The sequence below is a fragment of the Njordella calcicola genome, from assembly GCF_056494125.1.
The window spans coordinates 2868379-2890933 of the sequence record NZ_CM151396.1; the positions used below are offsets into that span (position 1 = coordinate 2868379).

The following is a 22555-nucleotide window of genomic DNA, read 5'->3' on the forward strand; positions in this document are numbered from 1 at the left end:
CGGCCGACCCTCCTGAATCGGGAGCGTGAAGCAGCGCGTACGTTGTTCCGGCGCTGGCGGGGGGCTTTACTTGTTGTTACTGGCCTACGAACTCCCGAGGCGGGAGGGCTGCTTCAATGACTAGCTCTATCCCGTAACCAGCTTGCAGGCCCGCTTGGACACACGCTCGCACCGGAGCGTGCCCGAGCGGAAACCAAATGTCCCATTGCGTATTTAATTCCCCTACATACTTCAAGTCCGCCAAAAATATTAGCACTTGCAAGACACAGGTGCGGTCGCCGCCAATCCGCTGTAGCGTCGCATCCATCTGCGCCAGTACTTGGACGGCCTGCCGCGAAAAATCAGCCTCAGCGTCCTCGGGCACTTCTACCCACCGGGCAACGCCGTTGTGGACCACAACATCCGACCAGCGATTGGTTACGCCAAAACGTTGAATCTCTATCATGCCGGTTTATCCGCGCCCTATGCTTTTGTGGTTTCAAAGTATACTCTGAGTGACGTAGAGGAAGGATTCGGGCAGGCTCGGGCTTCCTCTTCAACTCGCTCAATCAACTTGGCTCTACATCTTAAATGACCGAACAAGAATTTCTCCAACACCATCAGCTCACTCGCAATCCGTTTGCGGACGAGGACGCTCAAACCGATGCGGTCTTCAAGGGCCATTGTATCTCGGCAGCTTTCCACCCCGCTTGGAGCAAGGTTTATGGCGACCCGATTGAACCTGCCACTGCCATTGTGCTGGGTGCCAAAGGTTCTGGCAAGACGGCGATGCGATTGCAGTTGATCAAACATCTCAGCCAACATAATCAGGATAACCCTGACCAACGGGTGTTCTTCGTCGAGTACGATGACTTTAACCGTTACCTGGGACCCCTGGAAGCGACTTTATCAAAACGAGTCCGCGGAAATCCGGAGAAGGTTTTACAGTCGGTTCGGCTGTGGGATCACATGGATGCAATCTTGTGTGAAGCGGTCACAAAGTTGGTGGATCGCGCGTTGGAAGTGAAATCGGAGAATGCCGTCGAAATTCCAATCGAGCCGCGCGCTATTGCGGCGTTGGATCGGTCGCAAAAGCGTGACCTGCTGATGCTAGCGGCTTGTTATGATCAATCGCGGCAGGGAACGTTTTGGAATCGCTGGCTGACGTTGCGGCGCAAATTGAAGTTCACTAACCTTTCGTCCTGGCGCAGTTGGGCCATTGGCATGGCAGTGATGGTGATGGCCATCATCGTTGCTTACCTCTTGGCTCGCGGCGATATCTTATCGGCTCGCAGCGCGATCATCTTCGGTGTCGTGCTTACAATTGCTGGCTGGGCTTACTATCTTGCACGCTTTGCGGGACACTTCTGGCTTGCACGCAACGTTGTCACATCTGTTCGGGTTGGCCGACGAGAGACGCGGTCGCTGCGCAAAGCGTTGATGCAGATACCAGCCGAGGAACTTGCTGCTCAGCCGCTACCAACGGCCAAGCGTACGGATGATCGATATTCGATGTTGGAAAAGCTGCAATCGCTGTTGCGTACACTTGGTTTCAGCGGCTTGATCGTGTTGATCGATCGCGTCGATGAACCGGAGCTGGTCAATGGGCAGCCTGAGCGGATGAAGTTTCTGGTGTGGCCGCTGCTGGACAATAAGCTTTTGAAGCATAGTGGCCTGGGGCTGAAGATGTTGCTGCCTTCGGACTTGCAGTATTACCTTGATCGCGAAACGCGTGAGTTTGACGAGCGAGCGCGATTGGATAAGCAGAACGTAATCCGCAATTTTGATTGGACGGGTGAATCGCTGTACGAGCTCCTAACCGCTCGCATGGCGGCATGTGCGATGCCGGGTGCCGCGCCGACCATCCGTCAAATGATCGACCCCGCGATCTCCGACCAGCGGCTGATTTCGTCGTTTCAATCGTTGCGGACTCCGCGCTCGCTGTTCCGTTTCCTGTTCCGTTTGTTGGTCGAGCACTGCAAGCGTTCTCGTGGGGCTGACCAGCAGTTTGCGATTGCGAGCGATTTGTATGAATCGACGCTGGCGGTCTACCAAAGCGAATCCGAGCGAGCGAACATCAGTTGACAGATGGTGCCCCAAGCTAACTCGTCAGGCTGGAGGCAAAGGTCAAAGGATTCGCCGACGCAAGTAGCGTCAGACATAGGCCGGAATAAGGAAAGCCAAACGCAGTACTGGAACATCGGTCGCCGGAAACTAGTCGACGTTGTAAACTCGATAGGATTCTACTTGATTGGCTTTGCACGGTTCCGGCAAGAACAGATCGACCTTGTTATTGGCCTACGTGACGACTTGCGGACGGCACACGGAGTGTGCCTACTAATAGCGCGTACGCCTACGGCAAAGGGTAGGATCAAGAACAAAATTGGCGGAATCGGAGCAGCTAAGTGCCTGAAATGGGAGATTTTAGGGAGCAGAATTCGATTTCGAGGGGAATTCCAAGTACAATTAGGCGTCCGTGGACCGTGGTAGGTCAGCTTTTGCCACGGTATTCACCGGTCCGCTTTTCAAAGATTTCGTCAGCCGAGGCTTCTGATGGTCCGTATTGCCACAAGTTTCCTAATCCTCCAACTTGGTTGTTCCGTCGCGTTTGCTCAGCAAGCCGGGCCGGCGCTTACTAGTGCTCGTTCGGTTCATCAAGGTTGGCTGGAATCGACCGGTCAATCACTGGGACAAATGCCCACCGAACGCGAAGCTGCGAGATTAGGCCTGACCATTAGTTGGTTGAAATCGGCGGAAAGCTACCAGCCCAACTATGGCGATCCCGGCGCAGCGATTTGGCCTGATCGTGTGGAACAAGAATCCTATATTGTCTTGCGGGCAGGCAACCGAGTCGTTGCGACCATTGACGCTCAGCAACGCAACGTCGATTATGCGCGTTACGGTTTTTATGACGTGAATCGCGGCGACAAGCCCACAATGCTGGGCATCGAAGGAGCTCGCAAGGTCGCTGCTCAGATCACCAAGGAATACAAACTACTCGGCCGCAGCATCACTTCCGAAGAAGTCGTCAAACCGAAAACATATCTCACCGTTGTGTCTGACAAGGGCAGCGTGCAGATGTTTGATGCCGAATCAGGCAAGAAGCTGTGGGGAGCTTCCGTTGGTGACGGGAGCTTACCTGTCGTCGGACCCGCAATCGATAACGAAATGGTGGCCGTGCTCAATGGTGCTGAAGCGATCATCCTGAATAAAGCCGACGGAAAGATCCTCACGCGATCCAAGCTCGCTGCTAGCGTTTCAACAATGCCAATCGCGGTCGGGAATTCAATCTTTGTACCACAAGTCAACGGAATGTTGGAAGCGTATGACCTGGACGCATTGGATGCTAGCAAGGCTTCTTTGCGATTTTCACATGCGATGGAGCATTCGCCGGTCGCGTCTGCCGACGGAAACTTTATTGTGTGGCCAATCAAGAACTACTTGTATGTGGCTCGTTACATGAACGACAGGCTCGAACTGTGGACGCGACTGCAAACGCTGGGTGACATTAGCAATTCTGCCATCGCTTTATCTGACGGATTCATCGTTGCAACCAAAGATGGTACCGTGATTCGAATCAATAACGAACGGCGTAACAATATGATTTGGCGCGAGAACGTGGGCTTCTCGGTGGTAACTCGTCCAATCACCAACGGCGACGTGGTACTGGTTGTATCTTCCAGCGGCAAAGTGATCTGCTTGGACATCGCGACAGGCAAGGCTCGTTGGACTGCAAGCGTAGCGGGTGTGGATGTTCCGATCGCTATCGGCAAGAAAAACGCTTACTTCCAAGACCTCATTGGTGGTTTGGTCGCCGTATCGCTGGAAGACGGACACGTCGAAGGTCGTATCGTCAAAGGACTAGCCGCTGGAATCCGAAACGACTACAGCGATCGCCTGTACTTGCGAGGCCGCGATGGCCGCCTGATGTGCCTGCACGAGCAAGAGTTGACGATGCCATTATTCCACCCCATGGTTGACGTGATGCGTGGCGCTGCGGCTCCTAAAGAAGAAAAGGTGGAGGAAGCAGCGGATACTCAGCCGGCTCCTACTCCTGACACTGACACTGAAATGCCAGATTCCAATCCGTTTGGCGCTGGCGACAATCCCTTCGGCGGCGACAATCCCTTCGGCGCTGGTGGAGATGATAGCAACCCGTTTGGTCCTTAGTTTGTTATACTGTCAACATTAGTCTAAGCACCACCTGTTTTGTGGAGTGGCCTGAATGTTGATAGGTTGGAAATCAAACGTTAGCACATGGCAGCGGCTTCTAAGTTGTCTGATCATCGGCTGCTTCGTTGCGACTCCCACGCTACGATCTGAAACCCACGACCGAATCGTAGCCCAGTGGGTTCTACTAGCTGGCGGCACAGTCCAGTTGGCTGGCCATTCGTCGCCGATTGAATCGGCCAGCGACCTGCCGACAGATGACTTTCAGTTGTCTGAGGTGAATCTGGTTGGCACCAATATCTTGCCGCCAGATCTGCAGCGACTATCGCAACTGAAGCAGCTTCACGCTCTCTATCTTCCTGGCCCCATGTGGAACACGCGAGCGGGTTCCAGCGAGAATTATAGTCGTGAACTCAAGCACCTTGCGGCACTGCATACGTTACGAGAGTTAGCGTTTAGCTACACGTACTTGGAAGGTATTAAGTTTGATGACGCCGGGGTCGAAGAGCTTATCCCGTTAGGGCGAACGCTGCAGAAGCTGAGCTTGGAGAACACCGCCGTCAAAGGTCGCCATCTTGGGGCTTTCCAAAGCCTGAAGGGATTGGATTTGGCGTCTTGCCCCATCGATGATAAAGGGATGCAGGAGATCGGCCTGCTGACTCAATTGCAGGAATTGCTGCTGACCGATGCCCTGATCAGCGATAAAGGCGTCGCTCAAATTGCAGGTCACACCAACCTTGTGCGATTGGACTTAAGCGGCACGGATATCACCGACGTAGGATTCAACCAGTTGTCGAAACTGACTGGTCTGCGGATGCTGAATCTTCAAGGCACCCGCGTCACCGATGCAGCCGTTGCGACGATTGCTGCCTTCGCCGAACTGGAAGAGTTGAATGTCTACGGCACCAAGATTAGCAACGTTGGTATGGACGCGATTGCGAAGCTACCGAATCTGAAATCCATCGACTTGCGGTACACTCGTGTCACCAACGCAGGTACCGATGTGCTGCGACAATCTAGTCCCGATTGTGAAATCAAATTTGTCGATCTAGCCGTACGATCCACGATCCCTGAACAAGCTAACCAGGTGCTGATGGGGGGGGCAGACGCAGAGATCGCGGAGTGGATTTCTGTTCTGGGCGGGCGCGCCGATATGTCAGATGGCCAGTTGCAATCAATATCTTTGTCTGCGACCAGCGTCACCGATTCGCTGCTGGTAAACCTTGCAGGCCTTTCGCATTTGCGATCTCTGGACTTAAGCCATACAGAGATTGGAGATTTAGGATTGACTCACTTGCAGCAGCTTACCAGCTTGCGTGAACTCGACTTGCGAGGCACTTCTACCACCGACGCTGGGTTGGAACATTTGAAGTATCTCAAGCAGTTGCAACGGGTCAATCTCAGCCACACTTACGTGACAGGCCAAGGCATAGACGCACTGAAACTCACAGATCTCAAAGATCTGTCGCTGTCGAATTGCCCCGTCAATAACGCAGGACTCGTGGTACTTGCATCGCTGTCGCAACTCCAGCGACTTCAACTTGCCTATAGCGACATCAGCGATGCAGGCTTGCAGCACTTGTCCGCGATGTCTGCGTTGCGAACGCTGGATCTTGCCGGCAACGACCTTGGTAATACGGGCATGGAAGCATTGGCCGGATTGACGGGTTTAGAGGAATTGCTGTTGAGCTATACGAAGGTTGGTGACAAAGGGCTCGCCAAACTCGAAGCATTGTCGAACTTGCGAGTCTTGACCATCGGGAACACGAGAATCAGTAACGCGGGGATGCAGTCGGTGGGCAAGCTATCGCGGTTGCAAGTGCTGGATTTGGATTACACGGAAATCAGCGATCAGGGGCTGGAGTCGATCACCCAGCTTATTCAGTTGCAGGACGTTTCGTTAGACAGCGCAAACATCAGTGACCAAAGTTTCGCAGTCTTTGCTGGTCTGCCGCAACTGCGACGATTGAACTTGTACCATACGTTCTATACCGCCGTAGGGGTTGAAAAGATCAAAGACGCTGTCCCAATGTGCGAGATTATCTTCGACCCAAGTTCCAGTGATCCCAAGCGGCGGCGAAGCTAAAGGAATGTCCAGTGCCCAAGACTATTTTAAGTCGAATTGGAAACATGCTATGCGTCGACTGCTAATTCTATTGAGTTTTGCTTTCACCAGTGGCATAGCGTTGCCTTCGCCAATGCGCGCTGAGCAAACGGAGGCAGCACGTAACGCGGCGATTGTGGCATGGATAGAAACGCTGGGTGGCAAGTATAGTGCTGCGGATGGGGAACTGCGCAGGGTCAACTTGCGGCACACTTGGGTATCAGACATCGATTTGAAGCGGGTTGGTGCAATCCCGTCGCTCGAATCGATCGATCTGGGTTACACCAAGGTGACTGATGAAGGGCTTGAGTATCTGAAACCGCTGAAGCATGTTCAAGAGTTGAACTTACCTTATGCGGAAAATGTATCCGACTTGGGGATTGCGCATCTGAAAGACTGGTCACTCAAGACCTTGAATGCCCGTGGTACCAAGGTTACCAGTTCTTTGTTCGAACATATTTCCAAGATGCGGGATCTTGAGTCGTTGGACGTATCGTTCAGTCGCGTGAATGACGATCATTTTGAGAGCTTGGCGGAGCTTCCGAAACTGACTCATCTGGTGATTGGCGGAAACAAGATGAGTGGTGCCGCGTTTCCGCTGCTAAAACTGCTGCCACAACTCCAACGCCTGGACCTAAGTGGCCAGCAACGCACCGACTCGGGGCTGTGGAGTGTTAGCGTAACAGATCTGAACATCAACCAGCTTGCAGGATTGTCGAATCTAAAAGAACTGCATCTCGCTGATGCATCGATGTCAGATCGCGGGTTGTCGCAATTGAACCAGTTGGTTGCTTTAGAAGCGCTGAATCTGCGTCGAACGAAAGTCAGCAGTCAGGGCATCGCGAGGCTTAGTATGCTGAGTGACCTGCGGCACCTGATGCTTGGTTATTGCCCAAGCATCGACGATGGCATCTTTGAGGCGTGTCAAAATTGGCCCAAGCTCGAGGTGCTTGAATTGCAAGAGACCTCGATCACTAGCGCTGGGTTGGCAGGCTTTACTCCGCCAGCAAGCTTAAGAAGTTTGCAGATAGGCGAGACGAACTTGGAGGCAGGGGAAGTCACTAAATTTCAAGAGCGTTATCCCGGTGTTGTGGTGGTCTGGTGGCCTAAGGAAGTCGCGGTGACGGTTGTAGGTCGGTAGCAAGCAAAGTCTCCGCCAGGGCCGCAACTTCGATCGCTTGGAACGATTCAACGTTGCCAACGCAATCGGACATCGATCGATTGGCGATGCGCAGTTCCGGCAATTAGAGTAGCGAACTTGTTCCGGCCTACGCAGCAAGCCGTGGCAGGCTTATTTCTTTTGGCTGACGTCTAGCATGCGCTCCAACGCGACAATCGACCATTTGGCAATCTCTGGGTCGACTTCGATTTTGTTGACGATGGTGCCAGCTTCCAAGTTCTCTAAGGACCAGCAGAGATGAGCCAAATCGATGCGGTACATCGTGGCACACATACAAACTACCGGCGATAGAAAATGTATTTCTTGCTCTGGGTGTTCTGCTTTCAGTCGGTTGACCAGATGCAATTCAGTTCCAATAGCCCATTTCGTTCCCGCGGCTGCAGCTCGCACCGTTTCAATAATGCGGCTGGTGGAACCGGAGACGTCGGCAATATCATTGACTTCTTGTGGACACTCCGGATGCACTAGAATCTTGATACCGGGAATCCGCTCGCGAAGCTGCTTCACATGCGCTGAGGTAAACATCTGGTGAACGCTGCAATGGCCCTTCCATAAAATGACTTTGCTTGACTTGATGCGGTCTTCAGTATTCCCCCCCAGGGTTTCCGCAAAGGGATCGAACACTGGCATTTGTTCGTTGGTAATTCCCATCGTCAATGCCGTGTTGCGACCTAGGTGTTGGTCTGGGAAAAAGAAGACGCGACTGGTGCGAGCAAAAGCCCACTCCAAAACGGCTCGTGCATTGCTGCTAGTGCAAACGATCCCACCATGCCGACCGCAGAACGCTTTTAAGGAGGCAGCCGAATTGATATAGGTAACCGGAGTTATGTCGTTGGTGTCAATGGCTTCGCCCAATTGGTCCCATGCATCTTCGACTTGTCGAATCGCTGCCATGTCTGCCATCGAACAGCCGGCTGCCATGTCGGGCAGTACTACATCGACGCGTTGACCGCTACGTTGTTGAATCTTCTCGTCGCGGTTGGACAGGATATCTGCGGTCTCGGCCATAAAGTGTACGCCGCAAAAGACGATGTATTTGCAATCGGTCCGCTCGGCAGCCATCTTGCTGAGCTGATAGGAATCGCCGGTCAAGTCTGCGTGAGCGATCACTTCATCTTGTTGGTAGTGGTGTCCCAGAATAATTAGCTTGCCTCCTAGTCGCTCTTTGACATTGGCGATGCGTTGATTCAGTTCCGCATTTGAAAGCGAACGATAGGGGGCAAACGGGAAACTTTCAATCGTTTGAATAGCCATAGGTTTATCGTGCAAATTGCGAGGGAATCGGAGAGCAAATTCGGGTTGTCCACTGGCTGAAGCGCAGACCGCCACAGCTACTAGGCTTTATTTCTAAAGGGGGCTGACCCTTTGGAGGCTAACGGATCTCCATGGGGAAACTGGCTTGCTGGAGAGAGTCAGCCCCCTTTAGAAGCAGGCCCTAGTATCGCATAAGCCCTAAGTTTTGCGAGTGCATTTTGAGCTGGGGCATGGGGCTTTCCGCAAATGGTTCAGGCCGCTTTTTAACGCACATTCAGAGGGCGCAGTTGTAAGGCTGAAACGGAACGAGATGTGCTTTTCCCTTGGCTGTTCACTTTTGAATCAATCCACTTACTGGAGAACATCATGGACTTACTTGGATTCGCGATTGTCGCATTAATTGTGTCGTTGGTCGCAGGTGCACTAGGCTTTTCCGGAGTCGCGGGCGCCTCGGCAGCTTTGGCAAAACTCGCCTTTGGAATATTCTTGGTCATTGCCATCGTGCTGTTTCTAATGATCGTCTTGGGCATCGGGGCTGTCGCTGCGGTTGTATGAGACGAACTTTTTTGCATCCCGCTCGATCGAGCTCGTCCGGTTGAGGGCTGATCTGGAATGCGGACGAGATACTGATAAACATCACTTTGAGTTTTCACTTGGAAAAATTTGGAATTTGTGGCACGATCTGCAATTAGCAAGGGAATAATAGCATCTAGTTCCTTGATCTATCCAAGTGGAAATGATGCAAACCGAGCGATCGCAACTGATTGTCCGCCTTCTTACTCAGCACCATGAGGCGCTATTTCGCTATATTTTCGCGTTGCTGGGAGATCGCGATCAGACCAACGATGTCTTGCAGGAAACTTCGGTCGCGCTATTTGAAAAATGTGAACAATACGATGCGACTAGGCCATTTCTCGCTTGGGCTTATCGATTCGCATATCTTGAGGTTCTGAAATGGCGGCAGAAGAATCGATCGCAACCGTTGGTTCTCGACGACGACGTGATCGAACTGCTTTCCAATGAACGTCAAAGGCTTGAGCCCTTGCTCGCCCAGCGACTGGAAATACTGCCCGAGTGTTTTAAGCTACTGCCAGATCGCGACCGGCAAACGTTGCGGGCTCGCTACTTTGAAAATGTCCGCGTCGATCAGTTAGCGTTAAATTTGAATGTGAGTCGGCGGACTCTCTTCCGCGAACTGGAGCGTATTCGAAAGCTTTTGATGGATTGTATCAATTCGAAGTTAGTCCACCGGGAGGTTTCACCGCATGGGTAACCTGAACGATCAAGAGCTTGATGCCTTAGTCGCTCGCTGGATCGATGGCGAGATAGACGAGCAGGCCCAAGCTCAATTAAATTTTCTCCTGCGTGATAGCGCTGATAGTCGCGTTCGTTTCCACGAACTCATGGACGTCCAGGCCGCTGTGTATGACTTAGTTGCTCCCTCTGGTTTGCATGACGGACAGCAGTCCACGCCGCAACCCGTTCAATCGGCTGCTTCAATCTCGGGCGGAAGCGTTTCTTCTACGAGGTCAACCGCGATAGCCCTAGCACTGGCTGCCACCATCCTGATCGCGGTGGGAGGCTACTTCTTTCTTGTCGAAGATAAAAAGCACGACGCTGGAAGGATTGGAGTAAATCGGCCGATGACTGTACGTCCATCTCAAGTGCACGTCACAGAGGTTTCATCAGCCGAGTACTTTGATGGTGGACCGACACAGGCTGGAGCTATTGTTGATTGGAACCGTGAGTTTGCGCTAACAAGCGGGATGGTCAAACTGGTGTTCGGTAATGGTGCTGAAGTGATTTTGGAAGGCCCCACCGTCTTTACGATTCATAGCGACGAACGTTTGCAGGTCGCTCAAGGACGTTGCAGTGTCTATGCACCGCCGGGGGCGGAAGGGTTTCAAGTGGATACGCCCGAAACAAAGGTCATCGACTTGGGGACACGGTTTAGTTTGAGTGTAAATGAAATTGGGCAAACAGAAGTACAAGTGATCGATGGCGTTGCCGAGGTGCTTGACAGTGACGGAGTCTCCGCTTTTCAGCGAAAAAAGCTGACTGTCGGTCAAGCCGAACGCTTCGGTCGCGATTTGGATGCTTTTGGTGAGAAGATTGAGTTTCGGCCAAACGCATATCAAAGTGAACTACCGGACCGCGTTATTAGCTATCGTTGCGAGCATACCGACAAACCGTCGGTGGATCTTGTGTCAATCACGATGCAACGAGGAGGCAAGAAGACTGAGTATCCCGTCGCTGCGTTGATTGGGGTCGAAATCATACACTTTATCGCACCCGGTGATGTGATGAATGTAATTAGCCCGCTCCGAGATGGTGTTCAGGTTCGCGAATTGCTGGAAGATAATCGTTGCCTGGCCAGCGGTTTAATTAACCCGGGTGGATCTCCCGTCGCATTGGCTGCGGACCCAGTGTTGCAATCCGCAAACAACTCGGATGTAGAATTGCTAACGCCAGGCATGGGGTTGCGATTTCGCCGCCCCGTGATCAATGCTCCTGGGCAAGACGTGGTTTTGTTTGAAGTGCAGTCCAAGGTCGAACCGCACTTGGGCGATGGATTTCATGTCAGCCCGCTTCAATTTCGGCCTGGCTTAAAGAGTCATACCATCAAGCGATATGACATTACGCTTAAGTCCCCACATGCCTTGCCGACTATTCCATTCCAACTACCGGTCTTTGAGAACAATAACAATATCGCAAACCAGTTCTTGGGAAATGCGATCAGCTTTCGTAAGCCTGCTCTGCCATTTTTCGCAATCGCGGTTGGCATTGATCTGAGCGACTTGGGGTTTGCAATAGGCGAAGCAGTTGATGGGATCTTTCTTCAAGATGACGAAGATGACATGCGTCGCTTCGACCCGGTTTTTATCGCGGGACTGCCTGAGTTAATCGAGTAGGGAGACAATGAGAATTAGTTTTGCATTTTTATTGTGCTTGAGTTTCTATGTCGCTGCGCAGTTAGGGGTTACCCAAGCTGAACCGCCTGATTCGGAACACGCAGCTTTCTTCGAGCGAGAAGTTCGTCCGCTGCTGGTCGAACGCTGTATGGAATGCCATGGCCAAGAAGTACAAAAGGGTGGCCTGCGGCTTGATAGCCGCGAGGGACTAATCGCTGGCGGTGAGTCGGGTGAAGCGATTTTGCTGGAGCATCCGGAGCAAAGCTTGCTGATCGAAGCGATCAATTATGAATCCTTTGAAATGCCACCTAGTGGCAAGTTATCGGAACGTGAAATCCATGTTCTAACCACATGGATCAAATTGGGGGCTCCTTGGCCCGGCTCTAATGTTGACGCACCGATTCGAAAGAAGGAGCTTTTCGACGAACAAGATCGTCAATGGTGGGCGGTACAACCGGTTCAGCGACCGGCAGTACCAGAACCTTCATCGGAGCTAGCTGGATGGTCAATCAATCCAATCGATGCCTTCATTGTTGATCGTATGGCGCAACAAGAATTGAAGCCTGCTCCCATGGCCGACAAGCAGACTTTGGTCCGTCGCGTCTATTTGGATGTCACTGGTTTGCCACCTAGTCCAGAGCAGATACAGGCTTTTCTGGATGATAGATCACCTGATGCCTATGAGCGGTTGATCGATCAACTACTTGCTTCGAAAGAGCATGCGGAACATGCCGCACGAGCTTGGCTGGACCTTGTGCGATACGCAGATAGCGATGGTTATCGAGCCGATGGTTATCGGCCCGATGCATGGCGTTATCGCGATTATGTGATCCGATCTTTTCGCGACGACAAACCTTACGATCGATTTCTACAAGAGCAGATTGCGGGCGACGAACTGTTTCCGCAGGATACGGATTCGCAAGTTGCATTAGGATACCTGCGGCACTGGGTCTATGAGTGGAATATTCGTGACGCGAGGACTCAATGGCAGACCATTTTGGATGACCTGACGGATACTACTGCCGATGTATTTTTGGGGCTTGGGCTTCAATGTGCTAAGTGTCACAATCATAAGTTCGACCCGCTGCTGCAGAAAGATTACTATCGACTACAAGCTTGCTTTGCTCCGCTTTATCCGATCGAAGTTACCGTTGCCGACGAGGATGCCCAGCAGCAGTACAGCCAGCAACATGACGCGTGGCTGCAAGCGACGGCAACGATTCGCGCGGAGATCGATGCGATTGAACAGCCCTACCGTGACAAATACAGAAACATTGCGATCGATCGCTTCCCCGATGATTTGATCAAAGTTGCTCGCATGCCGGCGGCGGTACGTGGACCACTTGAGGCACAGCTTAACTATCTCATTGAACGTCAAGTGCAAGCGGAGTACGATCGGCTGGATCAATATCTAACGACACAGGATAAAGACACGGTCATCGCACTGCGCCGCAAGCTCAAGGACTATGATCATTTGAAGCCGCAACCGTTGCCGCAGGCGATGGCCGTGCGAGATGTGGGGCTGAGGGCACCCCCGACCGTTATGCCTAAGCGGAAGGAGGTGATTGTTGAACCGGGAATTCCATCGATCCTATCTCAGAGCGATCTTTCGACTTCATCGTATGAGCTAGAGGCATCGACGGGGCGACGCGCAGCATTGGCTCATTGGCTCTCCGAACCTTCGAATCCGCTTTCCACGCGTGTAATTGTGAATCGTATCTGGCAGTGGCATTTCGGACGAGGAATAGCAGCCAATGCGAGCGACTTTGGGCGTTTAGGCGGACCACCCACACATCCAGAGTTGCTCGACTGGATGACGACCTATTTCATTGGAAACGACTGGAGCATCCGCAAGCTTCGTCGATTAATTTTATTGTCGGCAACCTATCGACAATCGACGACTCATCCGCAATTTGCAACTTACCAGCAAATTGATCCGGCTAACACGTATTATTGGCGACGCGACACGCTGCGACTTTCGGCAGAGCAGATTCGCGATTCCATTTTGGCTGTAACCGGACAGCTTCGCAATTACGACGGCGGCCCGGGCAAGTTAAGCGATGACAAATGTCGATCGATCTACACGCGGATTATGCGTAACTCGCCGGATCCGTTGCTTGATAGCTTTGATTTGCCGCAGTTCTTTTCTAGTAATTCAACGCGAAACACGACAACGACGGCCGTGCAGTCCTTGATGATGTTCAATAGTGAAGCGATGGTCGCTCACGCGCGTGCACTGGCACTAGAGGTGCAAGGTTATTCTCAAGATCCAGCCCAACAGATTCAACTCATTTGGCAGCGTATGTTCGGTCGCTATGCGTCTGAAGGTGAGCTCATAGAATCGCTAGAGTTCCTGGCCGCGCAACAAACACTGATTGAGAGTAATCATTCCAGGCCGCAAGCCGGTACGATTGATACGGCGAAACTACCTTACCGGGATGGGCAAGCGATCAAAGTTTCCTTAGACGATGATCGATCGCAGTTTTCAGTCCCGCATCACAAATCGTTGAATGTGAGTGACTTTACGATTGAATCGTTTTTCCTGCTGAGATCCATTTCACAAGATGGTGCTGTGCGAACGGTCGCTGGAAAATGGGATGGAAATAGTAAGACCGCAGGTTGGCGATTTGGTGTCACGGGTGCAGGCTCGCGTCGCAAGCCGCAGACTTTGGTTTTACAACTCTTCGGGCAACGGTCCGATAGCGGATTCGGCGAACAGGCAATCTTTTCGGACCAACATATTGAAATCAATACGCCTTACTATGCAGCGGTCAGTTTTACTCCAGCCACGAAAGATCAAGCAGGTACCGCCGTCTTCTATTTGAAGAATCTGGCTAACGATGACGAACCGCTCATGGTCGCTCAGATCAATCATGATATGACGGGTGGGCTTGATAATGAGGTCGCGTTCTGCATTGGCGGCCGCCTTGGACGAGATCGGCAATCGTTTGATGGGATCATCGATGACGTGCGGCTTGTAGGCAAATCGCTATCACCTAGCGAGATTCTTTACACGGTCGAACGAAACGTTAGTGAGGCTATTGGATATTGGCAATTTGAAGTTGTCCCGGGCATGATGAAGAACACCCTTGGCGACCAACTTGAATTGCAACCCAGCGGAATGAACATCACCCATTTGACGGACGAACAGGCTGCTTTGACAGATTTTGTGCATGCCTTGTTGAATTCAAATGAGTTTCTCTACAATTACTAACCACAAGCTTAAGCAAATGATCCATACTTCGATACCAGCCAATCGCCGAGAGTTTCTCACCCGCAGCGGCGCGGGATTTGGTGCGTTAGCGCTAGCGGCTATCCAAAGCAAAGTGCGAGCTGTCGCAGCAGATACGGATGCTGGTTCTAAGCCAGCTTTAGGTCGATCGACAAACTCCAACCCACTCGCCGCTCGGGAAGCTCATCACCGCCAAACGGCTAAGAGGGTGATCTTTTTGTTTATGGAAGGAGGGCCAAGCCACTTGGACCTGTTCGATCCGAAGCCGCTGTTGAATAAGCTGGCCGGTCAACCGATTCCCGATAGTTTTGGATCGGTGATTACCGCGATGGGAGAAGCGAAATCGCCGTTATTGGAATGCAAACGAACTTGGAAGCAGCACGGTGAAAGCGGACTATGGATCTCTGATTGGCTACCGCATCTCGCAGAGTGTGCAGACGATCTCGCAGTCATTCGATCTTGCGTCGCAGACGGAATCAATCATTCGGCGGGTGTTTGCCAAATGAACTCCTGCTCTATTCTCAGCGGTCGTCCCTCGTTGGGAAGCTGGGTTTCTTATGGACTTGGAACGGAGAACGAGAACCTGCCAGCATTTGTGGTTATGCAAGACAACAATTCTCAAGTTGTTAATGGACCAAGAAATTGGAGTGCTGGATTTATGCCTGCGGTTTATCAAGGGACGCGATTGAGCGAAGGAACCCAGCCGATTGCTTTTCTGAATTCACCTGAGAGTATCTCCGACAGCCGCCAACGTTCTAAACTGTCGTTTCTTAACCAACTTAATTCACGCTTTGCCCACGCTCATCCAGAGCAAAGCGAACTGGAAGCGAGGATCGCCAGCTATGAACTGGCGTTTCGAATGCAGGCCGATGCCCCTGAAGCGATCGATATCAGCGACGAGACAGCTCAAACTCTGGAGATGTACGGTATTAACGAAAAGGAGACCAACTCTTACGGCCGACTGTGCTTATTGGGCAGGCGATTGGCTGAACGCGGTGTTCGCTTTATACAGCTTTACAGTGGCGCTGGCAGCAAATGGGATTCACACGATAATATCGAGCGGAACCATGGCAATTTATGTCGCGGTATGGATAAACCTGTCGCAGGACTGCTGAAAGATTTAAAGCTTCGAGGTATGCTAGATGAAACGTTAGTTGTTTGGGGAGGCGAATTCGGGCGAACGCCGATGAGCGAAAAGGGAAATGGTCGTGATCACAACCCGACCGGCTTTACCATGTGGATGGCTGGCGGCGGAGTAAAAGGTGGGCAAGTGATCGGCGAAACAGATGATCTGGGGTTGCATGCTACAATTGATCGAGCGCACGTGCATGACTTGCATTCAAGCATCCTACATTTAATGGGCATCGACAACATGGAATTAACGTTCACGCATAAAGGACGCCCCGAACGGCCGACGATTAACGAAGGAAAGTTTATCTCACGGCTTGTAACTGGCTGAACGGTTGCGAGCGTCCGTGAAATCACGTTGGCTGCTGGCGTATGAGGACTTCGCATTGTTCAGATTTCAGAACGTTTGGCTGGGTATTGCTCTGACTTTCTTGAGCGGGATGTGCGGTGCTAATTCGCTGCTCGCTTTTGACGGCTCGTTGGAAAAGCAGTTGAAATCCAGCTCCTATGAGCAGCTTGCTGCCCAAGCAAACTTGATTGGCGATGCTAGTCGTGGGGCAATTGTGTTTCATCAAGCGTCGATGGCTTGTACGCAGTGCCATGCAGTCGATCGGTTGCCGAAAGCTGGCAGTCTTGGGCCTTCCCTCACAGCCTACGAGCAGAAGCCGTCGGACCGTGAGCTTGTCGAGTCGGTTCTTGATCCCTCCCGAACGATTCGCCGTGGTTTTGAAACGTTCCAAGTTTTGACCAGCGCTGGGGCCGTCGTGTCGGGCTTGATGCATGAACGTACTGATTCCCAGTTGACGCTTCGTGCGGCTGATGGAGTACTGGTTACAATCCAGCAAGACGACGTTGAACAACTCGTGCAGCAGCCGCTCTCATTAATGCCGGCTGGCCAAGTGATTCAGCTAACGAGCCAGCAGCAGTTCTTGGATTTGATCCGGTACCTCATTGAGATTCGCGACGGCGGTTCTGCCAGGGCTGCAGAGCTGAAACCCTCGGAGGCTCTGCTGGCCGTGAAAGTCGCCGACTATGAAGCCCACATCGATCATGCGTCGTTGATCCGCGCCGCAAACGAGGACGCTTTCGAACGTGGGCAAGCGATTTACATGCGAGTTTGCGCCAATTGCCATGGCACCAAGGATCAAGCGGGTTCATTGCCCACGTCGCTGCGTTTCGCTGAAGGTAAGTTCAAAAATGGCAGTGACCCTTGGTCGATGTATAAAACACTGACGCATGGTTTCGGTTTCATGCCCGCTCAAACTTGGATGGTCCCTTCGCAGAAGTATGATGTGATCCACTATATTCGCCAAGCGTACGTGCTGCCTTACAATACGGAACAATGGACAACGATTGACGAAACATATCTATCTTCGCTACCTGTCGGCGATTCGCTGGGACCAGAACCTGCATCCATCGAGACTTGGAGTGCGATGGATTATGGCAACCATTTGACGCATTGCTATGAGACTCCAGGCCCACGACTCAACATCGCTTACAAAGGCGTTGCGATTCGTTTAGACCATGGTCCGGGCGGTGTGGCGCGTGGCCATCAATGGATGATCTTTGATACCGACACATTGCGAATGTCGGCCGGTTGGCACGACCAAGGCAACAGCAACGCTCCTCAATTTATTGACTGGCGCGGTATCCAGTTCAATGGACAGCATAATGTCCATCCACGTATCTCAGGACAAATCGATTTTCAAAATGCGATTGGCCCAGGTTGGGCTAACCCTGTCGATGGTCGATGGGATGACAACCAACGTGTTCCCGGTCGCGATGGACGTAATTACGGGCCGCTGCCACGCAGTTGGGCGAAGTTTCAAGGGCTGTATAATTACGATAGTAAAGTCGTCTTAAAGTACGCGGTTGGGAATCGCGACATTCTAGAGATGCCCAGCAGTTTGAGCCGACCGGTCGAGGGATTGTCGCACCCTTATTTGCGTTATCTTGCAGTGAAACCTGGTACCGATCCATTGAAGTTGCGAGTTGCAGATACGGAGGATGCCGCTATCGCTGCGCGGGTCAACAACGGCTTGCATTCGGCGGTACGGGTGAGTGAGTTGATGGCTGGCGTTTTCGCGGCGCCATCGATTGCTGAATGGTCGGTAGAAGCGGGTAGTTTGGTGCTCACAATTCCTGCATCGGACCGCCCGCTGGAGATTGTGCTTTGGGTAGGCAAAACGCAAGCAGCGTCGCTGGACGAGCTCGCGATGCTGCCGATCGTACAAAGGATCGAAAGTCGATTGGCTGAGGTTGCCGTCAGTTTGGAAGCGTTAACACACGGCGGCCCCACGCATTGGCCTACTCAGCCACAAACACAAATCATGACGGATTTTGATAGTGAAGCGTTCACTGTCGAGACGTTGGAATCACCGACGAACAACCCTTGGCTAGCGCAAACCAGATTCGCCGGGCTTGATTTTTACCCTGATGGCCGTTTGGCGGTTTGCACTTGGGATGGAGATGTGTGGCTGGTGACAGTGGACTCGGAGCCACGTAAACTGAACTGGCAACGGATCGCGTCGGGACTGTACCAACCATTGGGGCTGAAGATTGTCGACGATTTGATTCACATCACGTGCCGTGATCAACTGGCGGTGTTGCATGACCTTAATGGCGATCGCGAAATCGACTTTATCGAATGCTTGAACAACGATCATCAAGTGACGGAGCACTTCCACGAATTCGCGATGGGTTTACAAGTCGATGGGGAGGGGAACTTTTACTATGCCAAATCCGCTCGGCATGCCCTGCCTGCGGTCGTGCCACATCACGGAACATTGTTAAAAGTCAGCCGCGATGGATCGAGAACTGAGATTGTGGCCAATGGGTTTCGCGCAGCCAATGGCGTATGTTTAAATCCTGATGGGACTTTTGTTGTAACCGACCAAGAAGGGCATTGGAATCCAAAGAATCGAATCAATTGGGTAAAGCCCTCGTCATCTAGCCAACCTCGTTTCTACGGCAACATGTTTGGTTACCACAACGTTTTGGATGCCTCCGATTCCGCAATGGAACCGCCGCTGTGCTGGATAACCAATAAGTTTGATCGCTCTCCTGGCGAGTTGTTGTGGATCAATAGCCCGAAATGGGGAGCGATGGACGGAGCGTTATTGAACTTGTCGTATGGTACCGGCAAGATCTTCCAGGTTTTGCATGAAGAAATCGACGGCGTCAAGCAAGGCGGTATGATTCAGTTGCCTATCCCCAGTTTTCCAACCGGAGTTATGCGAGGTCGATTGCAGCCGTCCAGCGATGACTTGTATGTTTGCGGTATGTTTGCATGGGCTGGTGACGCGACGCACCCGGGTGGGCTTCATCGAATCATTCCTAAAACGACAGATCCGGGACTGCCCATGTTGCTGCATGCCAATCAAGCTGGCGTACAACTGCGTTTTGCACAGCCAATCGATCCTGGTTCCTTGAAGGCAGTCGACGTATCCATACAAACCTGGTCACTCAAGAGAACAGCGAACTATGGTTCGGAACATTTCGATGTGCAGCAGCTTGAGGTGGATGATTTGCGATTGCTGGATGATGGCGTAACGGTTCAAGTTTATGTGGAAGGCTTGCAGCCGACATGGTGCATGGAGATCCAGTATGCCTTCACTGCCACGTCGGGGCGCAGAATCGAAGGCACCATTCACAATACGATCCATCGGTTAGCGAAATAACAAACTAGGCTTGATTTTGCAACACATCAGCAGGTCTTTATTCGGTTGGCAATGGTCCCTTCGCCGGCAATTTATGTTGCCGATGGGCGTGACGATCTTAGTTGTGTCGGCGTTAATCACCATTGCTTCTTGGCAAGCGGCTCACTGGGCTGCGACGCGGAGCACGTTGTTGAAGCTTGAAAACATCGATCAGCTTTGCCGCGAAGCTCAGTACCCATTGACGGAGAATGTGGTCAAGCAAATCTCTAAAATCTCTGGCGTAGAACTCGTCTTGCTAGACCAAGCCAACGTCGTCGCGGCCACATCGTTGTTGGAGATTAACCGATCGAATTTTTATCGCCAGCTCTCGCGGTCGGAAGATCTGCAGCAACTCAAGGTGGGCCAACGAGTATTTGACTATATCGTCACGGAGGGGACTCAGAACGTGTCTAACCAAGACTATCGAGCGATGGTCTTGTTGGTCGATCACACCCTGCGAGCCCAAGCGACACAGCGAGCGTTGTGGCCACCAGCGATCACTGGACTTGTTTCGTTAGCGGCGATGGCCTGCGTGGCAGCCTGGTTGTCGGCTCGGCTTGCTCGTCGAATCGAACGCTTGGAAAGCCAAGTCGATCGAATCGCCGGGGGGGGCTATGATGTCGTCCAAGTTTCAGGGCCTCAAGATGCGATCGCTCGATTGTCACAGTCAGTCAACAAGATGAGTCAGCAGCTAGCGTCTGCTCATGAGAAGATTGCTCGGGCTGAACACGCTCGAGTGATCAACCTAGTGGCAAGTGGGATGGCACATCAGCTTCGCAATTCACTGACGGGTGCGATTTTGCTGATTCAAACCTGCCAACGCACGGAGCGCTTGGAACAATCCGAAGAGTTGGAGATGGCGCTGACGCAATTGAAGCTCGCTCAAGAATCGTTACGGCGGCTGCTGGCTTCGACGCCGGATAATACGTTAGCGGATTACGAACGCATGTCCGTTGCAGCGATTCACCGAACAATCCAATCGTATGTACAGCCATATGCGCAACATCACCGCGTCGATTTTCAGCTAGATTCGGCGGACACTTACGACACCGTGGAGTTAACGCAAGGGTCAGCCCTGGTGAGCGCCTTATTGAACTTGATTATGAATGCGGTGGAAGCCACTGGTTCTGGGGGCAATGTTGTGTGTAGCCTGGAGATGCCAGCCGGTTTAAGCGACAAACAATCGCAATTGATATGGCGAGTCAGCGACGACGGGCCAGGACCGGCATCGCATATTGCTGGTACCATGATGGAACCCTTTGTGACTTCAAAAAACGAAGGAGCTGGATTAGGATTACCGATGGCTCAACGCGTAGCGCAGCAGTTGGGCGGCGTCTTGCAGTGGAAGCGGGATGGAGAAACGACTGTGTTCGAGCTTTCGGTGCCAATTGAGGTGGCGACTAAAGGATAATCAATGAGTCTTGTTTGGATTGTCGATGATGAACCAGCGATCTGTTTCGCGTTGCGGAAGAGCTTGGCCGCGCAGGGACAAGAGGTTCGTGTATTCTCCGATGCAGAATCACTTCTACAAGCGATCTCTCACAACTCGCAAAAGCCAGATGCGATCCTATTGGACATTCGCTTGCCTGGTATCAGCGGCTTGGAGGCGCTCCAACGGATACACACCAAGTACGCAGAGTTACCGGTAATTGTCATGACGGCGTTTGGTGATCTGCAGACGGCGGTCAGTGCGATTCAAGGCAAGGCATTCGAATATTTGACAAAGCCATTTGATCTCGACGCAGCGTTGCAAACGGTCAATCGCGCTTTGGCTCAGCGCAGCATTCAGACGGCAGCGTACGACGATCAGCTCGCAAACCAGTTGCAGAACGACCTGCTGTTGGGCAGTTCTTTGGCCATGCAGTTGGTTTATAAGCAGATTGCGATTGCCGCCAGCCACGATGCGACGGTGCTTATTGAAGGCGAACAAGGGACTGGAAAGAGTGTGGTGGCGGCGATGATACATCGATTTAGCCATCGAGCGACGATGCCATTGCTTTCGACATATCCAGTACTTGAACGCTCGTATGATTTGGAAGCGGAATTGTTTGGATCGCGGGCCAACGAGATTACGCCAGGAACGTTGCTGAGATCAGGGCTAATGGAATTAGTTGGCGCGGGCACGTTGGTCATTGAAGAGATCGGGACAGTTCCGTTAAATATTCAGATCAAACTCGTACATGCTATCGAGACCTCCAGTTACGTCGCTTTACTCGATTCGCAGACGCGCCAGTTGCAGGCAAGATTGCTTTTTACTTCGACTCAACCGCTTGAGCACTTAATCGTTGAAGGAGATTTGACGGACCAACTGCGAACGCATCTGGAAGTCTACCGCGTTTCTCTGCCTCCTTTACGCCAGCGACGTGAAGATATCGCTGCAATGGCGCAAGCGTTTCTCAAGAGCAGCGCTCCCAGCCATGACTTGCGATTGTCCCAGGGGGCTTTGAGAGAGTTGGAGCGGCGGCCATGGGTCGGCAATGTGCGTGAGTTGCGTCAAACCATCCAACGAGCGGTAATGAAAGCGACCGGGGCGATTATTCAAGTCGAAGATCTGCCAGCTAGCGATCCTCAGGATAATCAAGTTCCCGGTCACGCTAGTAGCGCGGCCAGCAGTCAACTTTCCGAATCAGTTCGAAGCTGGTTTTCAGAGCGAGCAAAAACGCCGGCGGCATCAACTAGCGGCGATTCAAGCGACGCGTTCGAAGGCACGGGTTTGTTGCATGAAGAGTTGCTGGCGGTGGTCGAACCGCCGCTGATTCAGGAAGCTCTCGAGCATCTGTCAGGCAATCGTGCGGCCGTTGCAGCACTGCTAGGCTTGCATCGTTCGACACTTCGACAAAAAATGAAGCGATACGGTATTGAGTAAGCCTTCGCGGACTAAGAACGTGTTTTAAATAC

Annotated in this window: 14 protein-coding genes; 12 read left to right on the top strand and 2 right to left on the bottom strand. The window is 52.2% G+C overall.

What is annotated here, in order from left to right:
- Window positions 1–76: 76 nt before the first annotated feature.
- Window positions 77–445, bottom strand: a complete 369-nt coding sequence (locus SH302x_RS10700; RefSeq protein ID WP_479368705.1) for a Rid family hydrolase — start codon at window positions 443–445, stop codon at window positions 77–79.
- 125 nt (window positions 446–570) lie between these two features.
- On the opposite strand from SH302x_RS10700, the gene SH302x_RS10705 reads away from it, so the two are divergent.
- The 4 genes from SH302x_RS10705 (at window position 571) to SH302x_RS10720 (ending at window position 7394) form a co-directional block, all read left to right on the top strand.
- On the top strand, window positions 571–2064 hold the full coding sequence (locus SH302x_RS10705) for a hypothetical protein (protein ID WP_479368706.1): 1494 nt from the start codon (window positions 571–573) through the stop codon (window positions 2062–2064).
- Window positions 2065–2532: 468 nt separating this feature from the next.
- Complete coding sequence (locus SH302x_RS10710) at window positions 2533–4149, top strand: PQQ-binding-like beta-propeller repeat protein (RefSeq protein WP_479368707.1); 1617 nt, start codon at window positions 2533–2535, stop codon at window positions 4147–4149.
- A 55-nt stretch (window positions 4150–4204) separates the two neighbouring features.
- Window positions 4205–6235 carry a hypothetical protein gene (locus SH302x_RS10715; protein WP_479368708.1) on the top strand — a complete coding sequence of 677 codons (2031 nt, stop codon included), beginning with the start codon at window positions 4205–4207 and terminating at the stop codon, window positions 6233–6235.
- Between the two features lie 49 nt (window positions 6236–6284).
- A complete protein-coding gene (locus tag SH302x_RS10720) occupies window positions 6285–7394 on the top strand; it encodes a leucine-rich repeat domain-containing protein (protein WP_479368709.1) in 1110 nt (369 codons plus the stop codon).
- A gap of 150 nt (window positions 7395–7544) precedes the next feature.
- On the opposite strand, the gene nadA is transcribed toward SH302x_RS10720, so the two are convergent.
- The gene (gene nadA / locus SH302x_RS10725; RefSeq protein WP_479368710.1) at window positions 7545–8687 is read right to left on the bottom strand and encodes a quinolinate synthase NadA; all 1143 of its coding nucleotides are present in this window, start codon (window positions 8685–8687) and stop codon (window positions 7545–7547) included.
- A gap of 366 nt (window positions 8688–9053) precedes the next feature.
- Here nadA and SH302x_RS10730 point away from each other — a divergent pair, with 366 nt between their 5' ends.
- The 8 genes from SH302x_RS10730 to SH302x_RS10765 all read left to right on the top strand — a co-directional run bounded on the left by SH302x_RS10730 (window position 9054) and on the right by SH302x_RS10765 (window position 22523).
- The gene (locus SH302x_RS10730) at window positions 9054–9242 is read left to right on the top strand and encodes a DUF1328 domain-containing protein (RefSeq protein WP_479368711.1); all 189 of its coding nucleotides are present in this window, start codon (window positions 9054–9056) and stop codon (window positions 9240–9242) included.
- 181 nt (window positions 9243–9423) lie between these two features.
- Window positions 9424–9960 (top strand): sigma-70 family RNA polymerase sigma factor, encoded by a 537-nt coding sequence (locus tag SH302x_RS10735; RefSeq protein WP_479368712.1) that lies wholly within the window; start codon window positions 9424–9426, stop codon window positions 9958–9960.
- Window positions 9953–11599: a FecR family protein gene (locus SH302x_RS10740; RefSeq protein ID WP_479368713.1), complete on the top strand. Its 1647-nt coding sequence runs from the start codon at window positions 9953–9955 to the stop codon at window positions 11597–11599. The genes SH302x_RS10735 and SH302x_RS10740 overlap by 8 nt, the downstream gene beginning before the upstream one ends.
- A 7-nt stretch (window positions 11600–11606) precedes the next feature.
- On the top strand, window positions 11607–14813 hold the full coding sequence (locus tag SH302x_RS10745) for a DUF1549 domain-containing protein (RefSeq protein ID WP_479368714.1): 3207 nt from the start codon (window positions 11607–11609) through the stop codon (window positions 14811–14813).
- 16 nt (window positions 14814–14829) lie between these two features.
- Window positions 14830–16290 (top strand): DUF1501 domain-containing protein, encoded by a 1461-nt coding sequence (locus SH302x_RS10750; protein ID WP_479368715.1) that lies wholly within the window; start codon window positions 14830–14832, stop codon window positions 16288–16290.
- Between the two features lie 16 nt (window positions 16291–16306).
- Window positions 16307–19639: a DUF6797 domain-containing protein gene (locus SH302x_RS10755; RefSeq protein ID WP_479368716.1), complete on the top strand. Its 3333-nt coding sequence runs from the start codon at window positions 16307–16309 to the stop codon at window positions 19637–19639.
- A gap of 103 nt (window positions 19640–19742) precedes the next feature.
- Window positions 19743–21068 (top strand): ATP-binding protein, encoded by a 1326-nt coding sequence (locus tag SH302x_RS10760; protein WP_479368717.1) that lies wholly within the window; start codon window positions 19743–19745, stop codon window positions 21066–21068.
- 3 nt (window positions 21069–21071) lie between these two features.
- Window positions 21072–22523 carry a sigma-54-dependent transcriptional regulator gene (locus SH302x_RS10765; RefSeq protein WP_479368718.1) on the top strand — a complete coding sequence of 484 codons (1452 nt, stop codon included), beginning with the start codon at window positions 21072–21074 and terminating at the stop codon, window positions 22521–22523.
- Window positions 22524–22555 lie beyond the last annotated feature (32 nt).